Here is a 17,491-nt window from a genome sequence, read left to right on the forward strand (position 1 = left end):
TCAGTGGGTGGTGCCAAGGATTACTGGATGATTCCCTGGTTCAGGCCGAACAACGGTACCTGGGCTGCCTCGCCCAGTGCCGAGTTGTATTTCATCTCGCCATAGTTGACGCCGACCAGGCCGCCGTAAGTCTGGTAGCTCGGGTAATTGCTGTTGCCATTGATCTTGCCGCTGGCCACCGATTGACGAACATTGCCCATGTTCAATCCCACCAGGCCACCGAGCCTCGTGTAGTAACCGCCGCTCACCGAGCCCAGGGCCAGGGAGTTGGAGATCTGGCCATGGTTCAGCCCCACCAACCCACCGATGCTACTGTACCGATCACCGTAGACAGTGCCCTTGGCCGTAGCGGTTTCGATAGTCGAGCCCAGGGTGCGACCGTTGGTACCCACCAGGCCACCCACGAAGCTGTTGCTCCCGGCCCGGACTTCACCACTGGCTTCGACCGAACTCAGGTCACCGTCGTTGTTGCCGATCAACCCGCCGACATTGCTGTTGCTGCCTGCCACGACCTTGCCGCGGGCCACGACGTGGCTGACGGTACCGCCGTAGTTGCTGCCGACCAGCCCGCCGGTATTGCTGTTGGCGCCCGCGGTGACATTGGCCAAGGCCTCGGCGGTGTCTATTTGGCCGTAGAAGTTCTGGCCGACCAGGCCACCGACATTGGTGCCCGAAGTGTCGTAGACCGTACCGCTGGTCTTGACGTCGCTCAGCGTGCTGTTCTGGTTGTAACCGATCAGCCCGCCTGCCGAGGCGCTGCCGTAACCGTTGACCGCGCCGCTGAAGCTGGACTCCCTGACCGCACTGTTGGTATTGAACCCGATCAAGCCACCAATGTTGCTGGCGCTGTTACCCCGTACCGTTGCCGAGGAGCTGGACCGCTCGACCGTGCCCGCCTGGTTGTAACCGATCAGCCCGCCCATATTCGTGCCCACATAACTGCACGAGTAGTTACCGACTGAACCGCTGCTGGAAGAGTCGGCGATGTAACCGCCCCTGTTGCTACCGACCAGACCGCCCGCACCACCAGCGAAGTTGCGCGCCAGGTACCCGCCGATGGCGACATTCGTCAGACTGTTGGTAATGCTCGCGGGGCCCGCACCACCTGAAACGTTTTCACCGACCAGGCCCCCCACCGACGTGGTATAGCCGTTGCCATTCACGTAGGAGTTGACCGCCACCGATGCGCGATCGATCGCACCGCCTAAATTGAGCCCGACCAGGCCCCCCACGACGTTGGTATTCGAGGCGTTGGCGTTGACGCGCAGGCCAGTGGCGCTGACGTTGGTCAAGGTCCCGTTGTTCAGCCCCACCAGACCGCCGATATAGCTGAAGCCTGCTCCGGAGGTATTGCCATTGACGGTCATGTTGGCCAGTTTCAGGTTACTGATACTGCCCGAGTTGCCGGCGAACAGACCAACCATAGGCCCGGTATTGGTCACCGTGAAACCGCTGACGGTATTGCCCAGGCCATCGAAGACGCCAGAGAACGCCATATTGCCGCCAATGGACTTGAAGTTGCCGTAACCCTTGATGTCGGTGCCCAGGACATACAGGCCATTGAGGTTGTTATTGACCGCCTGCAGTTGGGCGGTGTTTTGAATGACATCGTAAAGCGCGCCGTTCGAATCGAACGAGGCCCCGGTACCGGACAGAGTAACCTTCGCGTTCTGCCCCAGAGCATAACCACTGCCATGGTTCATCCCGAGGCTGGCATTGGCACCACTGAGGGTCACGTTGCCGTTGAGTTGGATGGTTTTTTCAGCATTCATCTCGACCCGGGCCTTGATGCCGGTGCTGGCCAGCCCGCCATTGACCTCGATGTTACGCTTGGAAGACAGCTTCAGCTGATTGCCGCTGTTCCAGGTGACAGGACCGCCCACCACCACATCGCCGACACTGCTGGCCAGCTCGATGTTGGTGGTCGCCAGGTTGTTCGACAAGGTATCGGCGTAGGCGGTGTCGCTGCCCGATGCCGCTGTCGGATTGACCTTGACCTCGCGCGAGGTGATCTTCCAGTTGCCGGTCTGACCGTTGCTGGCCAGGGTATTGACCCGGGTCGCCAGTTGCACCTCGGTATTCGCGCCTTTGACCTCGATCACACCGCCGTTACCCACGGTGCCGATGGCGCTGGCGGTCATCGCCCCGCCCACCAATACCTTGCCCATGTCGCCGCCATCGAGGGTGATCTTGCCGGCCGTGCCACGCAGGGTATTGGCCTCGATGGTGCCCTGGTTGTTGACCACGGTCTGCAACATGGTGCCGGCACTCTTGGCGGTCATCAGCACCTGGCCGCCGTCAGCCTTGAGCAGGCCACCGTTTTTCACCAGGGCATCCACTGCGGCACCGTCGACTTGCAGGTTGAGCAGGTTGTTGCCGTCGAAATTCACGGTGAACTTGTCCCCCGCGCCCAGCGCCACTCGGCCCATTTGCGCCTGGATCACCCCATTGTTGCGAACGTTGGTCCCCAGCAGCGCCACGCTGCCGCCCTGGTCGGCAATGATGTCGCCGTTGTTGATGATCTCCGCCGGCGAGTTGCCCGAGAAATTGTATTTGCCGGCCTTGAAGTCGTCGTCGCTGATGCCTCGGGTCGAAGCCACCAGGCCACCCACATTGACCTGGGCACCCTGGCCGAACACTACGCCATTGGGGTTGACCAGAAACACCTGGCCGTTGGCATTGATCCGGCCCTGGATATCACTGGCATTGGTTCCGATCACCCGGTTCAGCGCAACCGAGCTTTTACCGGGCTGGTTGAAGGTAACCCTCTCGCCCTTTCCGACGCTGAAGTCGTTCCAGTTGGTAATCAGCTTGTCGGTATGCTGGTTGATCGACATTTCCTTGTTATTTTCGAAGACCAGAATATCGCCGGTACCGTGTACCGCAGTTCCCCCCGTCGGCAGAGCGAAAGCCGAGGACATGGCGCCCGCTCCCAGCAGGCTGACAGCCGCAACGACCATCCCCTTGCGTGCACCCGACTTGCGCCGGCGACGTGCCCCTTCATGAGCCACATTCCAGCATGCCAAGGCCTGGTTCCAAACCAGTGCATACATTTTGTTCACGGTAACGCCCTCTTCACTAAAGAACGTTCTGCAAACCATTTGCAGAACGACACCACTCCTGCTACGAGCAGGTACTAGAAATATTGCGTCGCGTTCATCCAGACCTGGGGGCGGCGCTCCGGCTTGTCCCGGGTCTTGCCGTTGTCATGCAGCGGCCAGGCGAGCGTCAGGTTGACTTGCTGCGAAGGCCCCGCCCAGCTGGCACCGATGCCGGTCGACGTGATCCGGCGGGTATTGTTTTCGGAGGTCCAGGGTTGGCGATCGACCTTGACCGTGCCGTTGTCGGCGAAGGCGCTGAGCTGCCAGCGCGGGGCCAGGGCGTAGCGCAGCTCGGCACTGGCCTGCCAGCCCTGGTCGCCGCTGCCGGCGCCCAATGAATAGCCACGCACACCGTAGGGACCGCCAAGGCCGAGCTTTTCCGAGTTGTCCAGGTTGCTGTTGGCCCATTGCGCACTCAGCCGGGTATAGAGCTGGAAACGGTCGCTCAGGCGCTGCAGGCGCGCGGCGTTGAGATTGAGCTTGGCGAACCCGCCCGAGCTGCCCGCGGTACGACCATCGCGAACCTCTTCCGCGGGGTCGCCAAAACGCAACCGGCCGCTGCCGTAGGACAGATCGAAGAAGTTCTGGCCTCCCCGGAAAAAACGGTCCTGGCTATTGCCGCTGAGGCTCAGGGTCCATAGGCCGATCCGCTTGCGGTTACTGAATTCGAACAGGTCGATATCGTCGCGTAGCCGTTTGTCTTCGTATTGCAGTTGCGCAGTGAGGTCGAAGGTGCGGCTGCGCACCAGCGGCTGGGCGACGAAAAAACTGCGGAAGCTGGCGGTACCGTGGTAGTCGAGGACCTCGAAGTCCCTGTACAGGCGGTAGCTCATTTCCGAGTACGCACCGCCGATGCGGGTCGACCAGGGCCCGACCGGTAACTGGTAGGCCGCACGGTAATAGCGCTGCGATTCGTCGCTGCGCATCGCCCGCAGGCTGAGCTGGTCGCCGAGGCGCAAGGGGTTGTTGAGGTTGAGACTGCCGCCCAGGCGGTATTCACCGGTGTAGTAACCACCGAAGTTGTCCGCCTCCAGGGTGCCGTTCAGCAACGGCCCGGGCTCGGTATCGATCACCAGGTCGGTGGTCCCGTACTCCTGGCCAGGACGCAAGGTGCCGCGAGCCTGGACCCCGGGCAGGTCGCTCAACAGCAAGAGGCTACGCTCCAGGTCCGCGTCGTATACCGCCTCGCCGCTGTTCAACGACGACAGCGGCGCCCGCACCACCTGATCCAGCGCGCGCGAACGGTTCTGCACTTCGATGCGCCCGTAACGCCCCTCCACCACAGCGATCCGCACCAGGCCGTTTTCAATGTCCTGGGGCGGCAGGAAAGCGCGGGCCAGTACATAACCCTGTTTCTGGTAGTAGTCGGTAATACGCTGCGCGGCTGCGCGCAAACCGTTCAGGTCCAGCTCCTGGCCCTGCAGGTCAGCCAGCAGCGGCTGCAGGCGCTCGGTGGTGAAAACCTGGTTGCCCTCGATGGCAAACGCCTGGACCTGCACCCGGATCCCGGAGGTGTCCGGGGCCGCCGGCGCGGCGGGTGTCTCGGCCTTGGGCAGATCCAGCTCCAGCTCCGAAGGGACTGGCTGGACCGGCTGGACCGACTCGATGTCACGCATCGCCTGACCGGCGTTAGGCACCTGCAAGGCCAGGGCGATATCGGGCACCGCCAGGGGCAGCAGCGCTGCCAGGACGAAACACGACCCGCGCCGCCCCAGCCTCATGCCTACCGGTCGCGCACCCTCGGGCGCTCGACCGCAACCGCATGACGACGCACTCGCCGCGAATCTGTCCATCGCAAAACTACTGTTGTAACCGCGCACTTCCACTCAGCGTCTCCCCGCTGTCTATCGCCACCTGGTAACGAACGACCGTCGCATTGGCGACGGCTGCCTTTTTTGTTGCGGGCAGGGCGATACGTGTCGTGCCGAAAGGCTCGAGCGTGATCCCCTGCCAACTGATCGATTGAGCCCCGCTACCCAGTTCCAACTGCGGGATGGATACGTAGTAAGGCGCCCGGCTGGTGGCCAGCAACGCCATTTGCCCGTCCGCTCCGGGGGTCTTGTCGAGGCTCCAGACCACTTGCCCGATTGCCTCGTCCGCCTTGCCGGCAAGGCCCGAAGGGCGGTACAGCAGCTTCATGCGCATGCGATAGGCCAGGCGCAGCACATTGCTGTCGCTGGTCGTCACCGGCGGCACTTCAAGGAAATTGATCCAGAACACCGACTCGCGATCGCCGGGCAAGGGTTCGCCGGTGTAACGCACCACCAGGGCACTGCGCTGTTGTGGGTCCAGCCGTGAAATAGGCGGCGACAGTACGAACGGCACCGTCAGACGGCTCGGGTCGGCGCGCGTATCCCCCCGGTCCAGCCAGGTTTGGAGGAGGATCGGCGCATCGCCGGTGTTGCCGACCCTGACCGTCAACGCCGGGGTATTGGCCGGGTAAATGAAGCGCGTACCGGTAATGGCCAGTGCCGCCTGGGCGTCGGCGCAAAGCGACATCAGCAAGCAGGCAGCCATCAGGCTCCCACAGATCCACCGAGCCATGGCCGAGGGGCAGCACAAGCCGCCTGCTTGTCGCATCAGCCGTTCCTCGCCGGAGCAGGAGCCCCGGCAGTGTCGGGAGGCAGCGGTCGGCATGGCAGGTCGAACACCTCATAGCCCTTCGCCTCAACCGCCTTGGCAGACGCTGCATCGCGCTTGGGCAAGCGGTAGTCGATCAGGCATTGCTGCCCAGGCTGGTCACCCCATTCGACGCGGATCGAGCCCTGGTCCTTTTCGCTGCGCAGCACCAGGCGGCTGCCCTGGCCGACCGCGCCCATTTCCACCCCGCTCTCGGCGTCGGTGGCGATCGCGGCAAACGGCAGGAGCGCGCCATTGGGTTGCAGGCTGTTGATCAGGAAAGAGCGCGCCTTGCGGGTCGGGTAAGACAGCATCACCACGGCTCCCGCTACTGGTGCGGTGTTGCGCGAACTGACCTGCAGCTCGACGTCGTCGGGCATGCCCTTCGGGTCGATATCCACGGTGTTGAGCTGGAAAGGCGTCAGGCTGGGCACCACCGCGTAACCGCTGCCATTCACCCGCGCACCGCTGTAGCCGACCCCTGCGCCCTTGGCATGAGGCGCGTAGACCAGGCCGCTGGTCTCGCTCAGGGTCTGGGCAAACGTCAGGCCGCCGGGGTGCAGGATCATGCCGCCGGACGCACCGATGGAGCCCTGGCGGTAATCGCTGCCCTGGGAAAAACTGGAACTTAAGGCCACCTGGGGCAAGGAATAATTGAGACTGGCGTTGTGGCTGGTTTCCCGTTGCTTGTCATCACGGGAAACGGACACGGCATAGGAGGCTTTGCCCGCGTCGTCCACTGTCCCGGAAACGCCGCTGGTCAGATGAGTTCCGGTGCTCTGGTCGTGACTGACGAAGTTATTGAGCACCGTTGCGCCCCGGGTCTCACGGCCCAGCGGGATTGTAAGGGTCAAACTCAAGGTCGTATTGCTACTGACTGCCCGACGTCCTGAATACCGGTTCTGTCCCAACGTGCGCTGTACGGCGAAGGAATAGCTATTGCCCCGCCACTGATTGCTGTAACCCGTGGAAAAGCTCAGTGCCTTGCCTTGTCTGCTCCAGTAATTGAGCGCCGAACCACTGACATAGAAATTCCCGCCAGTGGCCTTCAACTGCTGACTGATATTCACATCCAGCCGGTCACGCATTCGGGAGAAGGCTTCCACCCGTTCGCCGCTCTCGACGAAGTCCTGCAACGCGACCGCGTCATGCAGTCCCAAATAACCACGGGTCGAGTAGCGATAAGCCAGTAACGAGAAGTTGGTACCGCTATTGGGCAGGTTCTTGCTATAGGACAGACGCAGGCTCGTCCCCTTCAGACGGCCCCTTCTGGGCACGTTGGTTTTGGCCTGGGTCACATCGAAGGCAAAGCCCCCCACATCGGTATTGAGCGCGCTCCCCATCAGCACCGACATATAACTGCCCGTGACAGCACTGCCGATGTATCCGGTAATGTCGTTATCCAGACCGTGCTGGGCTGTCCCTTGCAGCACATACTGGTTACTGCCACGCAGCCCAGGATCGATGATCTGGCCAGCGGTGAAGCCATATCGAGAGTTTCCAGGGCGCAGTAACTGAACAGTCGTAGCGAAGGGCACGGTGAAGCTGCTGCTCTTGCCGTTGGCCTCGGTCACGGTGACGCTCAGGTCGCCACCGAAGCTGGCGGCCTGCAGATCGCTGATCTCGAACGGTCCAGGCGCTACCGAGGTTTCGGAGATCAGATAACCGCGCTGATAAACCGACACCTTGGCGTTCGAGCTGGCCGTACCGCGTATCACCGGCGCGTAAAAGCGTTCGGTATCGGGGAGCATCCGGTCGTCGCTGGACAGCTGTACCCCACGGAACGATACCGAGTCGAACAGAGCAGCATCGGTGGCGCTCTCCCCCACCAACAGTTGCGAGCGCCAGGCCGGCAGTTCGGTCTGGGCATAAATTTGCCCGCGCTGATAATGGCCGCCCGATTGCGGCGACCAGGTCAGGGTGCCGTTATGCCGTAAGCGCACCGAACCGGCATTGATCCCCATGTTCAGCCCGGCATAACCATTGGTCATGGTGCGGCCGCTGTTTTGCACGCTGAACAGGTTAGTGTTGTAGTTGAGTAGCCCCGCGGAAACGCCATGATCCCAGTTGGCCGGGTCGACGTAGGTTTTCGACAGGTTCTTCTGCAGGAAATATTGCGGGACCGAAAGATCGATCGTCAGCTCCTTGAGATCGATCTTCGTGGTGAGACCAGGAATGTAGCGAGCCAGGTCCGCGCAATAGGTGCCCTCCGGCATGCTTTCTGCGGAAGGTTGCGCCGAAGCCGCCTTGTCCAGATCGATACCGGCGCGAACCAGCAACGAACGCTCATAACAAGGCTGGCCCCCTTGCGGCCCATGCGTGTCGCGAAACTCGATGTTCTGCGTGGCACGCCACTGACCGTTTACCAACAGGTCGATGCGGTAATTGCCCGGAATGAGAAAGCCCTGGCGCTCAAAGCGGCTGGTATCGATGGGGGCACCTTCGGTCTGAAACAACATCTGCGAATCGAATACCACGCCCTGCCCCGCGGACTCGGCAGTGGAAGTTCCAGCCCATGTCTCAGTCGCCATGACAATAGCCGCCGTAGAAACAAGACATAGAAAAAACCGGCCTGGGCTCAAACCGTACGAAACTAACGCACAAGCAAAAACAACCAGACAACTACGCTGGACGTTCAACATATTCGATACCGGCATGCAGCCAGGTCATAGAGATGACAAAAACTGCAGGGTGATAAAAGTTACAGGGGCAACGGTTTTTCAAGTACGCGCCGCCCACCGAAGTCGTTAATGACCTCGTAATGAACAGAGGCTTTGCGATAAGTCTGAGGAGACTGTTCAGGCAATGGAAAAAAACCACTACTGAAAGGCGCAATCATTTCATCTTTAACTGCAATCCGTCGCCCATCCAGAGCAACCTCGATCTTGCCGAAAGAAACGTAATACGCCGTCGGATTGTTTACTTGGATTCCAAGGCGGTGCTCGACCTTACCTTCTTTATCCGGATGACTGGCTTGTTTGAATTGCCAATCGAGTTTATTCGCCACCAAGTCCACATCCGACTTCAAGTTCCTGGGCCGAAAGAACACTTTGATTCGGGTTCTAAATGTAAACTGCAAGACATTTTCATCGACTTCCTTGCGCGGAGGCGTTTCCAGCACATTGAGCCAGAACAAGGACTCTCGATCCTCTGCAAGCTTTTCACCGGTATAGGAAACACGCAGTGAAGCTGAACTATCCGGATCCAGACGAATCACCGCAGGGGACACCAAGAATGGAACCTTTATTTCCTCGGGGCCTTTAGTTGAATCGCCATCATCGATCCAGCTTTGGGCCAATGAAGCAGAGGCACCGGTATTACTCATTTTTATTGTAACTTCCCGAGCATCCGATGGATAAACCAGCCGAGTACCCTCGATGACTACCGACGCCTGTACGGTGCCGGAACATACACCCAGGAACATGACGCCGAGAACGAAAGAAGAAAAAATACGCGTTTTCGGCGTCATGACGTACTCCTCGGACGCTAGTCTTTACTTATACGACAGGGTATATCGAACGAAGGAGTTACCCGAACCCGCGCCAACGCTAGCCGCGGTCGCAACATAGTTCGCCTTGAACTTCAGGGTTGCCGTGTTGCCTGCAACGGTGGCTTCCTGTGGCGCGGCTTCCGACTGACCGAGCGGGATCTTCTTGCCGTTGGCATCGTCGTTGTAAACCTGGATCTGCACACCGGTGGCAGGCGCCGCGCCGATCAGTTTCAGGTTACCTGTGAGTGGATCAACGTTACCCACCTGATCGAAATCAACCACGACCTTGGTGCCATTGGCACATTGGTCGCCGGACAGCACCAACTGGAAGGGTTTGAACGGAGAAGCATCGCCAATGGCCTTGAAGATCTTAGGAGAGATGCGTCCCAGCTCAACGTTGGTGATGTTGTTTTCACCCGGTGCCTGGTTGTTGATATTGCAAGTCACGTCAGTGATGCTGCCAGAGAAGTTAACCACACCATCAGTGGCATGAGATAACGATGGAACAAGTGCCGCAAGCATCAAGCTGGAAGTTGCCAGGGATAGTAAAGATGTTCGTTTCATGTGATTTCCTTGTTCACGTTGATCGGCAAAAGAAGTGCAATCTACTTTTGATCGTCCTCCCGGCTCAGCCATGAGCAAATCACGCCAGCCATGGCAGCCCATTAGCCTCTCTCATTCAAAGTCTAAGTTGATTGATCGACAACAATAGCAGCCCCCTTGCTGCCCCACGGAGGACACCCAAAGGAAGTCATAGCTTACCGATCAACCTTCGAATTTGAACTGAGAGACGGCCGATTAACCCATCAGAAATATCTTAACAAGCCACCCATTGATTTCATCTTTACTTATGAGGCAAGAGTGTGTACTTCTTCAACGCGTTGCGTTCGGCTGAACTCTGCCAAGTACTCGCATCAGAAGTAGCCTGAGCCAGACTAACTAGCCACTCGATAAAAATGAAAGGAGTCTACCCCGCCGGCCTGCGCGGTGAGCACCGACAAAAGGCCCAACCTCAATGAGCAGAATTGAATATAGAGAGTAAAAATATAAAACCTGCACACATAATCAATATAGAGAGAGCACACTATGGGATCCATAGTAATAGTCGACGACCATCCCCTGGTCAGAGTCGCATTGAAAGTCATACTTGAACGTAACGGTCACCATATCGCCGCCGAGGCAGACAATGGCGTCGATGCCATTCAAGTTGTTCGCACATATAAACCGGACCTGGTGATACTTGACCTCGATCTACCGCAACTGGACGGGTTATCGGTACTCAGTCACTTCAAGGCAAATAACTTCCTGGTAAAAACGCTGATATTGACTTCCAGCGACTCAAAAAATTTTGCCGTACGTTGTTTGCATGGGGGCGCAGCAGGCTTCATCTGCAAGGACGAAGCGCTGGATGAGGTGGGAGATGCAGTAAAGGCGCTGTTATCGGGGCATACCTATTTTCCTGAAAGTTCGTTACTCCTGTTGCAGGAAAGCATTCACACCAACCAGATGCAAAGCATTGCCGCCTCTCAGCTGACCAATAGGGAAATCACCACATTAAGATTATTGGCGCAGGGCCTTAACAATAGGGAGATTGCAGCGACTCTGCTTATCAGTCACAAAACGGTCAGTACTTACAAAGTAAGACTCTTGAAGAAATTCAATACCACCAACCTTCTGGCCCTGATTGAAATAGCCAGGCAGAAAGGAATCATATAGGCCTCTCGCGAAACCCAGCAGCACATGGACATCTGTCCTCTCCAGAATCAGCGTCTTATCGGTTTTACGACGAGACATCGAGCACGACTCCCTTTTAGAGCAGCAGAGGAATCAGCGCTCACGAGGCAGTTCTCTCAGATTGATTGGCCCATCATCCTGTATGGCTACAAGACAGATGTCCTTGAGGTTGAGCAACGCCTGCTCGACCAGCTGCGCCCTTTCCAACAGCACCGGCCAGGTCCCTGCGACACTGACATCCCTCAACTGCTGGCAGCTGGAAATCAGCGGCTGGTACTTCAACACACAAGCTGCACCCGCCATCTTGTGGCACAGCCTGGCAATGGCTTGCCGATCGTTTTGTTCGCAGTACGCCCGCAACAGCTCGAGGTCTTTGATCTGGTAGGTCCTTACCTCGTCGATGAGCCGTCGCGCGACTTGCTCATTGTCGCCAGCAAGGTCCATGAGCCTGCCAAGCACCTCTAGCAACGACACGGCGGAACCGACCCGAATAGCGTGAAACATCTCGTCATCCATGCTTACGCCAGTGTCGAAGCCTGCCGTCTCCAGCGTTGCGCCGGCCTGTGCATTCTGCCTATTCATATCCACCTCCTTGCTCACTTGAATATGCCGCGGCCCGTTCATTGAATACAGATCAGGCTAGGCAAAACTCCCGGAAGCGAATATCAGACGTTTCTCAAAGCGCTGAACAGCGCGGCCTTATTCAGGAAGGCCCCCTAGACATTGAACTCCGGACAGTATGAAAAAAGCCCGCCAGAAAAATGCTCTGGCTTTTTTTTAACAACTGACGCTGCAACTTGCAGGTATCCAAGCGCTGGAATGACCCACCCAGCCCTTGCCGCATAAGGGTTTCAGCTCATTGAGCCGCATCAGTGTTGGGTGCATGGGACTTCGTCCTGTCAGCAGGACCTGACGATTCTAAAAAAACATTCTCGGGAGAAAGACATGGCTACCACCACAACGACCAGCGGCGACACCGCAACTTCGTTTTCCAATACGCCGCAGGCGCAGGACGACATTTTCACTACCGGCGTCATTGGCACGAGCAGCGCAACCATCACTGAAGACCTGCTGGGGATCGTGTATCTGGACGTCATGTCCAATGACCTGGGTGGCAACGCAAAGACACTCTGGTCACTCGATAACGCGACCAGCCTTTCTACTGCCACCAAGGTTCACGCTCCGGCCGATCTCCTGGTCCAGGGTCAGACGGCTAGCGAAACTTATGTGGTCACCATCAGTGATGGGCATGGCTACCCACACCTACGCGAAGCCTTCGAACCGGAGCAGCAGCGCCTGGCCCGCGGCCAGAGCGAACAACCAGCGGAGGACGCAGCATGACCTGGCTACTCACCGCCAGCGGCCGCCAGTTCGACCTGCTAAACCCAACCGCCGCGATGGTCACTCCCTACGACATCGCCCATGCACTGGCCCACCTGTGTCGCTTCAACGGCCACACCCGCCAGCACTACAGCGTCGCCCAGCACAGCTTACTAGTGGCCGACCTGTGCCCCGAGAAACACCAGCTGGCCGCCCTGCTCCACGATGCGACCGAAGCGTACATCGGCAATATGGTCCGGCCACTCAAGCAAGTAATGCCGCAGTACCGCCAGGTCGAGGAAACCATCTGGCAGGCAATCTGCGACCGCTTCAACCTCGAACCCGGCCTGCCTGACTGCGTGCTACGCGCCGATATGGTGCTGCTGGCCACTGAACGCCGCGACCTGATGCCAGCCCACCCGGAGGACGAGTGGAAATGTCTGGAAGGCATCCCCGCCATGCCCAAGCGTATCACCCCGAGTCAGCCCAAGCGGCGAGCATGCAGTTCTTCAGCCGCCTTCAGGGCGGCCTAAGGCGGCCCACAGGCCAACCGCTTTTGCCCTAAAAATGCCCTAATAAATACCCCGGAAACGAAAAAGCCCCTGTAATCATCAATGATTACAGGGGCTTAGTCTTATTCAATAATGGCGGAGAGATAGGGATTCGAACCCTAGGTACCCGCAAAGGTACAACGGATTTCGAATCCGTCCCATTCGGCCACTCTGGCATCTCTCCAACGGCGCGCATCATAACAGCACCTTTGCCCGAAGCGAAGCCCCTCGGGCAAATTTTTTCCGTGCTATCAGTCGGTTGCGTCGATTACAGCGGTACGCCCAGACGATTGGCGACTTCTTCGTAGGCTTCGATCACATCACCGAGCCCCTGACGGAAGCGGTCCTTGTCCATCTTCTTGCGGGTCTCCTTGTCCCACAGGCGGCAGCCATCCGGGCTGAACTCGTCGCCCAGGACGATCTGGCCGTGGAATACGCCGAACTCCAGCTTGAAGTCCACCAACAGCAGGCCAGCGTCGTCGAACAGCTTGCTCAGGACTTCGTTGACCTTGAGCGACAGTTCTTTCATGCGCGCCAGTTGCTCGGCGGTACCCCAACCGAAGGCCACGACGTGGGATTCGTTGATGAACGGGTCGCCCTTGGCGTCGTCCTTCAGGAACAGTTCGAAGGTATAAGGGTTGAGCTTCAGACCCTCTTCCACACCCAGGCGCTTGACCAGGCTGCCGGCGGCGTAGTTACGCACGACGCATTCGACCGGGATCATGTCCAGCTTCTTCACCAGGCACTCGTTGTCGCCCAGCAGCTTGTCGAATTGGGTCGGCACGCCGGCCTCTTCGAGCTTCTGCATGATGAAGGCGTTGAACTTGTTGTTCACCATGCCTTTGCGATCGAGCTGCTCGATACGCTTGCCGTCGAACGCCGAGGTGTCGTTGCGAAACAGCAGGACCAGGCGGTCGGCGTCGTCGGTCTTGTAAACCGATTTGGCTTTGCCACGGTAGAGTTCTTCACGTTTTTCCATGATGGGCTCCGCTTGCTAAGTAGGTGGGCTAGGCGATGTGGCGCCAGTCGAGCCCTGAATCTTGATCGGCCAGTTGCAGCCAGTCCGGGTCGCACCCGAGGGTGTCGACAAAACATTGCCGGGCCAGCTGCGGCAGGTTGTTCTTGCTGCTGAGGTGGGCCAGTACCAGATGCTGCAGGTCCTGCCAGCCCAACTCGGCCACCAGGCTTGCGGCCTGATGGTTGTTCAAATGTCCCATTTCCCCACCGACCCGCTGCTTGAGGAAATACGGGTAGTAACCTCGGGCCAGCATGTCGCGGCAGTGATTGGCCTCGATCATCAAGGCATCCAACCCGCGATAGCGGTCGATCACCGTGTCGCAGTAGGAACCCAGGTCGGTCAGCAGGCCGAAGCGCCGCTGGCCGTCACTGAACACGTACTGCACAGGTTCCAGTGCATCGTGGGCGACGCGGGTCACGTCGATACTCAAGGCACCGACCTGAAGCGTCTCGCCCCCGGCGAGAAAACCCGCGGCGTCCACCGGTTTGCGCATCCCGCGCAACGTGCCGCGACTGAGGTAGACCGGTAAATTGTAGCGCCGAGACAGCAAACCCACGCCATGCACGTGGTCGGCATGTTCGTGGGTTACCAGAATCGCACTCAGCTGCGCAGGGGCTACCCCCAGACGCAGCAGGCGCCGCTCGGTTTCGCGCAAGGAGAAACCACAATCCACCAGGACGTAGGTGTCGTCACTGGCTATCAGCGTGCCATTCCCTTGACTACCACTGCCGAGAACGGCGAAACGCATCGGATCAGCCCAGGTTGTCCTGAATCACGGTCAACACTTTGCGCGCCACTTCAGGCGGCGCAACGGTGTTGATGTCTTTCTCGACGGTGACCTGGACGTTGTCGCCCACCTTGCTCAGGCGAACCTGATAACGCTCGGCGCGGGCCTCGATTTCTTCCTTGGCCGGTGCGCTGCCGAACAACTTGCCGAAGAAGCCCGGCTCGTCGTTTTTCTTCTCGGCTTTTTCCGCCAGGTTGATGTAGTACAGGCCCAGGCTGCGGTTGATGTCTTCAACGCGCCACTCGCCCTGTTCCAGGGCGCGGCCGACGCTCGACCAGGCGCGGTCGAGGTCTTCGCCGAGATTGAGCACCACGTTGCCGCTGCCGTCCTCGGTGAGGCTGACACGGCTAGGGGTATCGAAATCACGCGCGGCCAGCAGGGAGACCGAACCGCCCTTCTCGGCGCTGCGGCTCATGCTGGCGAGCATTTCGTCGACCAGCGCGGCATCCAGGCTGGTGTTGACCGAGCGGTTGGTGAAATCGACGCTGGACGTGCTGCCGGCAGGACGCTCGGCGCTCACCACGTAGACTTCACTGGTATTGCGCTGCACGCCTGGTTCGATACGCACCCGCACGCGGGTTTCGTTATCGGCCGAACCTACGCTGCCCAGGCGCTTGGCCATGGATGCGGAGAGCTCGTCGGAACGCTGCCAGGCGGTAGTGAACTCGCCGGTTTGCGGACGTTGTTCGTCAATACGGAAACCGTTGTCCTGGAAGAACTGCATGGCCACCGGCCAGACTTCGGCCGGGGCGTGCTGGGCCATGACCCAACGCGCATCGCCGCTCTTCTGCAGGGTGTAGTCGCTGGCATCGGCCACCGAGCCCAACGGCTGCGGACGCGGCACGATGTATTCGCCCTTGACGGTGTCGTCGGCCACGTTGCGCGGAATCGGCAGCAGCGGATCGAGGCGCTTGGAGGTGCTGACATCCGACGGCAGTTGCATCGGTGCGGTCTGTTGCGCTTGCAGGTAATCGCTGCCGCGGTCACGGAAGTAGCCTTCCGGCCCCCAAATCCAACCGCAGCCACTGGTGCTGGAGATAATCAAGGCAAGTGCGGAAAGTCCGGCCAATCGCTTCATGCGTAGTACTTCCTCAATTAAACCAATACGCCGGACTGGCGCATGGCCTGCCGCAGCGGTTCGTGACAGGCAGCACTGAGCCAGGTGAGCGGCAGACGGATACCGTTCGCCATCAAGCCCATCTCGCACAGGGCCCATTTCACGGGAATAGGGTTGGATTCGATAAACAGAGTCTTGTTGAGCGGCATCAGCTTCTCGTGGATCGCCCGGGCGGTGGCGGCATCGCCACGCATCGCGGCGGCGCACATCTCGCTCATGGCTTTTGGCGCCACGTTGGCGGTCACCGAAATATTGCCCTTGCCGCCCAGCAGGATCAGTTCGACGGCGGTTGCATCGTCGCCGGAGTACACCAGGAAGTCGCTGCTCACGCCGGCCAGGATGTCCTTGGCGCGCTGCAGGTCACCGGTGGCTTCCTTGATGCCGATGATGTTCGGCACGGTCGACAGGCGGATCACGGTCTCGGCCTGCATGTCGCAAGCGGTGCGGCCCGGCACGTTATAGAGGATCTGCGGGATATCGACGGCTTCGGCGATGGCACGGAAATGCTGATACAGGCCTTCTTGCGTCGGCTTGTTGTAATAAGGGGTCACCAGCAGGCACGCGTCGGCACCGGCGATCTTCGCATTGGTGGTCAGCTCGATCGCTTCGCGCGTCGAGTTCGCGCCGGTACCGGCGATCACCGGGATACGCCCTGCAACCTGAGCGACCACGCGACGAATCACTTCGATGTGTTCGTTCACATCGAGGGTAGCCGACTCACCTGTAGTGCCGACCGCCACAATGGCGTTGGTGCCCTCTTGCAGGTGGAAGTCCACCAGTTTGCTCAGGCTGTCCCAGTCGAGACGACCCTGTGCATCCATGGGTGTGACCAGTGCCACCATACTGCCCGCAATCATGCAACCGCTCCTGCCGGAAAAAGAGAGCGGTAATGGTACTGGCGCCAAGATGCTTGCACAAGCGAAGTACCGCGCTGCGAGCATTCCCCTGAGCGATGTATTTCGCTACCCTTCAGGCTTTGATCGGTACTGCTAAGCTTGTACGCCGGGTTCCAGCCTCCCTTTTCGGCATCCGAAGCCCCAATCCTGCGTTGCCGCCCTTCGCTCTCGCCTTTTATGGAGCTCGTCGCAACCTGGCGGTTCAGGGCTTCTGAAACCGCATCCGGACGTTCACCCAGTACTCGAGCCTGCAAAAGTATCGACCGCTCATCGCTTTAGGAATGCTGCATGTCCACCCCCACAGTCCGCGAACAATTCCTTGTCATCAGTGCCCTCGGCGCCAACCCCATGGAGCTGACCAACGTCCTGTGCCGCGCCAGCCATGAAAACCGCTGCGCCGTGGTGACCTCCCGCCTGACCCGCCATGGCGAGTGCAGTGCGCTGGTCCTGGAGGTTTCCGGCAGCTGGGATGCCCTGGCGCGCCTGGAGGCCGGCCTGCCGTCGCTGGCGAAGAAATACGCCTTCACCGTCAACGTGGTGCGCAGCGCGGCCCTGGAAAACCGCCCGCAGGCCCTGCCTTATGTGGCTTACGTCAGCGCCGCCTACCGCCCGGACATCGTCAATGAACTGTGCCAGTTCTTCATCGACCACCATGTCGAGCTGGAAAACCTGACCTGCGATACCTATCAGGCCCCGCAGACCGGCGGCACCATGCTCAACGCCACCTTTACCGTGACCTTGCCGGCCGGCACCCAGATCAGCTGGCTGCGCGATCAGTTCCTGGACTTCGCCGACGCAATGAATCTCGATGCGCTGATCGAACCCTGGCGCCCACAGAACCCAATGTAAGGAAGCCTC

At 59.4% G+C, this 17,491-nt stretch carries 15 protein-coding genes and 1 tRNA gene; 4 read left to right on the forward strand and 12 right to left on the reverse strand.

The window, feature by feature from the left end:
- Positions 1-20: 20 nt before the first annotated feature.
- The 6 genes from BM019_RS05200 to BM019_RS05225 all read right to left on the reverse strand — a co-directional run bounded on the left by BM019_RS05200 (position 21) and on the right by BM019_RS05225 (position 9,774).
- A complete protein-coding gene (locus BM019_RS05200) occupies positions 21-3,062 on the reverse strand; it encodes a two-partner secretion domain-containing protein (protein ID WP_092417780.1) in 3,042 nt (1,013 codons plus the stop codon).
- A 74-nt stretch (positions 3,063-3,136) separates the two neighbouring features.
- Positions 3,137-4,822: a ShlB/FhaC/HecB family hemolysin secretion/activation protein gene (locus tag BM019_RS05205; protein ID WP_092417781.1), complete on the reverse strand. Its 1,686-nt coding sequence runs from the start codon at positions 4,820-4,822 to the stop codon at positions 3,137-3,139.
- 79 nt (positions 4,823-4,901) lie between these two features.
- Entirely contained in the window at positions 4,902-5,681 is a 780-nt protein-coding gene (locus BM019_RS05210; RefSeq protein WP_092417782.1) for a fimbrial biogenesis chaperone, read from the reverse strand.
- Entirely contained in the window at positions 5,681-8,251 is a 2,571-nt protein-coding gene (locus tag BM019_RS05215; protein ID WP_092417783.1) for a fimbria/pilus outer membrane usher protein, read from the reverse strand. The genes BM019_RS05210 and BM019_RS05215 overlap by 1 nt, the downstream gene beginning before the upstream one ends.
- 170 nt (positions 8,252-8,421) lie before the next feature.
- Positions 8,422-9,189 (reverse strand): fimbrial biogenesis chaperone, encoded by a 768-nt coding sequence (locus tag BM019_RS05220; protein ID WP_092417784.1) that lies wholly within the window; start codon positions 9,187-9,189, stop codon positions 8,422-8,424.
- A gap of 24 nt (positions 9,190-9,213) precedes the next feature.
- Entirely contained in the window at positions 9,214-9,774 is a 561-nt protein-coding gene (locus tag BM019_RS05225; RefSeq protein ID WP_092417785.1) for a fimbrial protein, read from the reverse strand.
- 522 nt (positions 9,775-10,296) lie between these two features.
- Between BM019_RS05225 and BM019_RS05230 the strand changes: the two genes are divergently transcribed.
- Complete coding sequence (locus BM019_RS05230; protein ID WP_092417786.1) at positions 10,297-10,926, forward strand: response regulator transcription factor; 630 nt, start codon at positions 10,297-10,299, stop codon at positions 10,924-10,926.
- 111 nt (positions 10,927-11,037) lie between these two features.
- On the opposite strand, the gene BM019_RS05235 is transcribed toward BM019_RS05230, so the two are convergent.
- Complete coding sequence (locus BM019_RS05235) at positions 11,038-11,526, reverse strand: Hpt domain-containing protein (protein WP_092417787.1); 489 nt, start codon at positions 11,524-11,526, stop codon at positions 11,038-11,040.
- Between the two features lie 363 nt (positions 11,527-11,889).
- Here BM019_RS05235 and BM019_RS05240 point away from each other — a divergent pair, with 363 nt between their 5' ends.
- Positions 11,890-12,285, forward strand: a complete 396-nt coding sequence (locus BM019_RS05240) for a hypothetical protein (protein ID WP_239691045.1) — start codon at positions 11,890-11,892, stop codon at positions 12,283-12,285.
- Complete coding sequence (locus tag BM019_RS05245; RefSeq protein WP_092417788.1) at positions 12,282-12,797, forward strand: phosphohydrolase; 516 nt, start codon at positions 12,282-12,284, stop codon at positions 12,795-12,797. Before BM019_RS05240 ends, BM019_RS05245 begins: the two co-directional genes overlap by 4 nt.
- A 112-nt stretch (positions 12,798-12,909) precedes the next feature.
- On the opposite strand, the gene BM019_RS05250 is transcribed toward BM019_RS05245, so the two are convergent.
- From BM019_RS05250 to dapA, 5 genes are all read right to left on the reverse strand, one after another.
- Positions 12,910-12,999 (reverse strand) — tRNA-Ser (locus BM019_RS05250).
- A gap of 84 nt (positions 13,000-13,083) precedes the next feature.
- A complete protein-coding gene (purC, locus tag BM019_RS05255) occupies positions 13,084-13,794 on the reverse strand; it encodes a phosphoribosylaminoimidazolesuccinocarboxamide synthase (protein WP_007930242.1) in 711 nt (236 codons plus the stop codon).
- 28 nt (positions 13,795-13,822) lie between these two features.
- On the reverse strand, positions 13,823-14,581 hold the full coding sequence (locus BM019_RS05260) for an MBL fold metallo-hydrolase (protein WP_009042592.1): 759 nt from the start codon (positions 14,579-14,581) through the stop codon (positions 13,823-13,825).
- A gap of 4 nt (positions 14,582-14,585) precedes the next feature.
- Entirely contained in the window at positions 14,586-15,698 is a 1,113-nt protein-coding gene (bamC, locus tag BM019_RS05265) for an outer membrane protein assembly factor BamC (protein WP_009042591.1), read from the reverse strand.
- Between the two features lie 17 nt (positions 15,699-15,715).
- The gene (gene dapA, locus BM019_RS05270; protein WP_009042590.1) at positions 15,716-16,594 is read right to left on the reverse strand and encodes a 4-hydroxy-tetrahydrodipicolinate synthase; all 879 of its coding nucleotides are present in this window, start codon (positions 16,592-16,594) and stop codon (positions 15,716-15,718) included.
- A 327-nt stretch (positions 16,595-16,921) separates the two neighbouring features.
- On the opposite strand from dapA, the gene BM019_RS05280 reads away from it, so the two are divergent.
- A complete protein-coding gene (locus BM019_RS05280; protein WP_007930238.1) occupies positions 16,922-17,482 on the forward strand; it encodes a glycine cleavage system transcriptional repressor in 561 nt (186 codons plus the stop codon).
- The last annotated feature ends 9 nt before the right edge of the window (positions 17,483-17,491 follow it).

The sequence above is a fragment of the Pseudomonas sp. NFPP07 genome (assembly GCF_900115645.1).
GTDB lineage: Bacteria > Pseudomonadota > Gammaproteobacteria > Pseudomonadales > Pseudomonadaceae > Aquipseudomonas > Aquipseudomonas chlororaphis.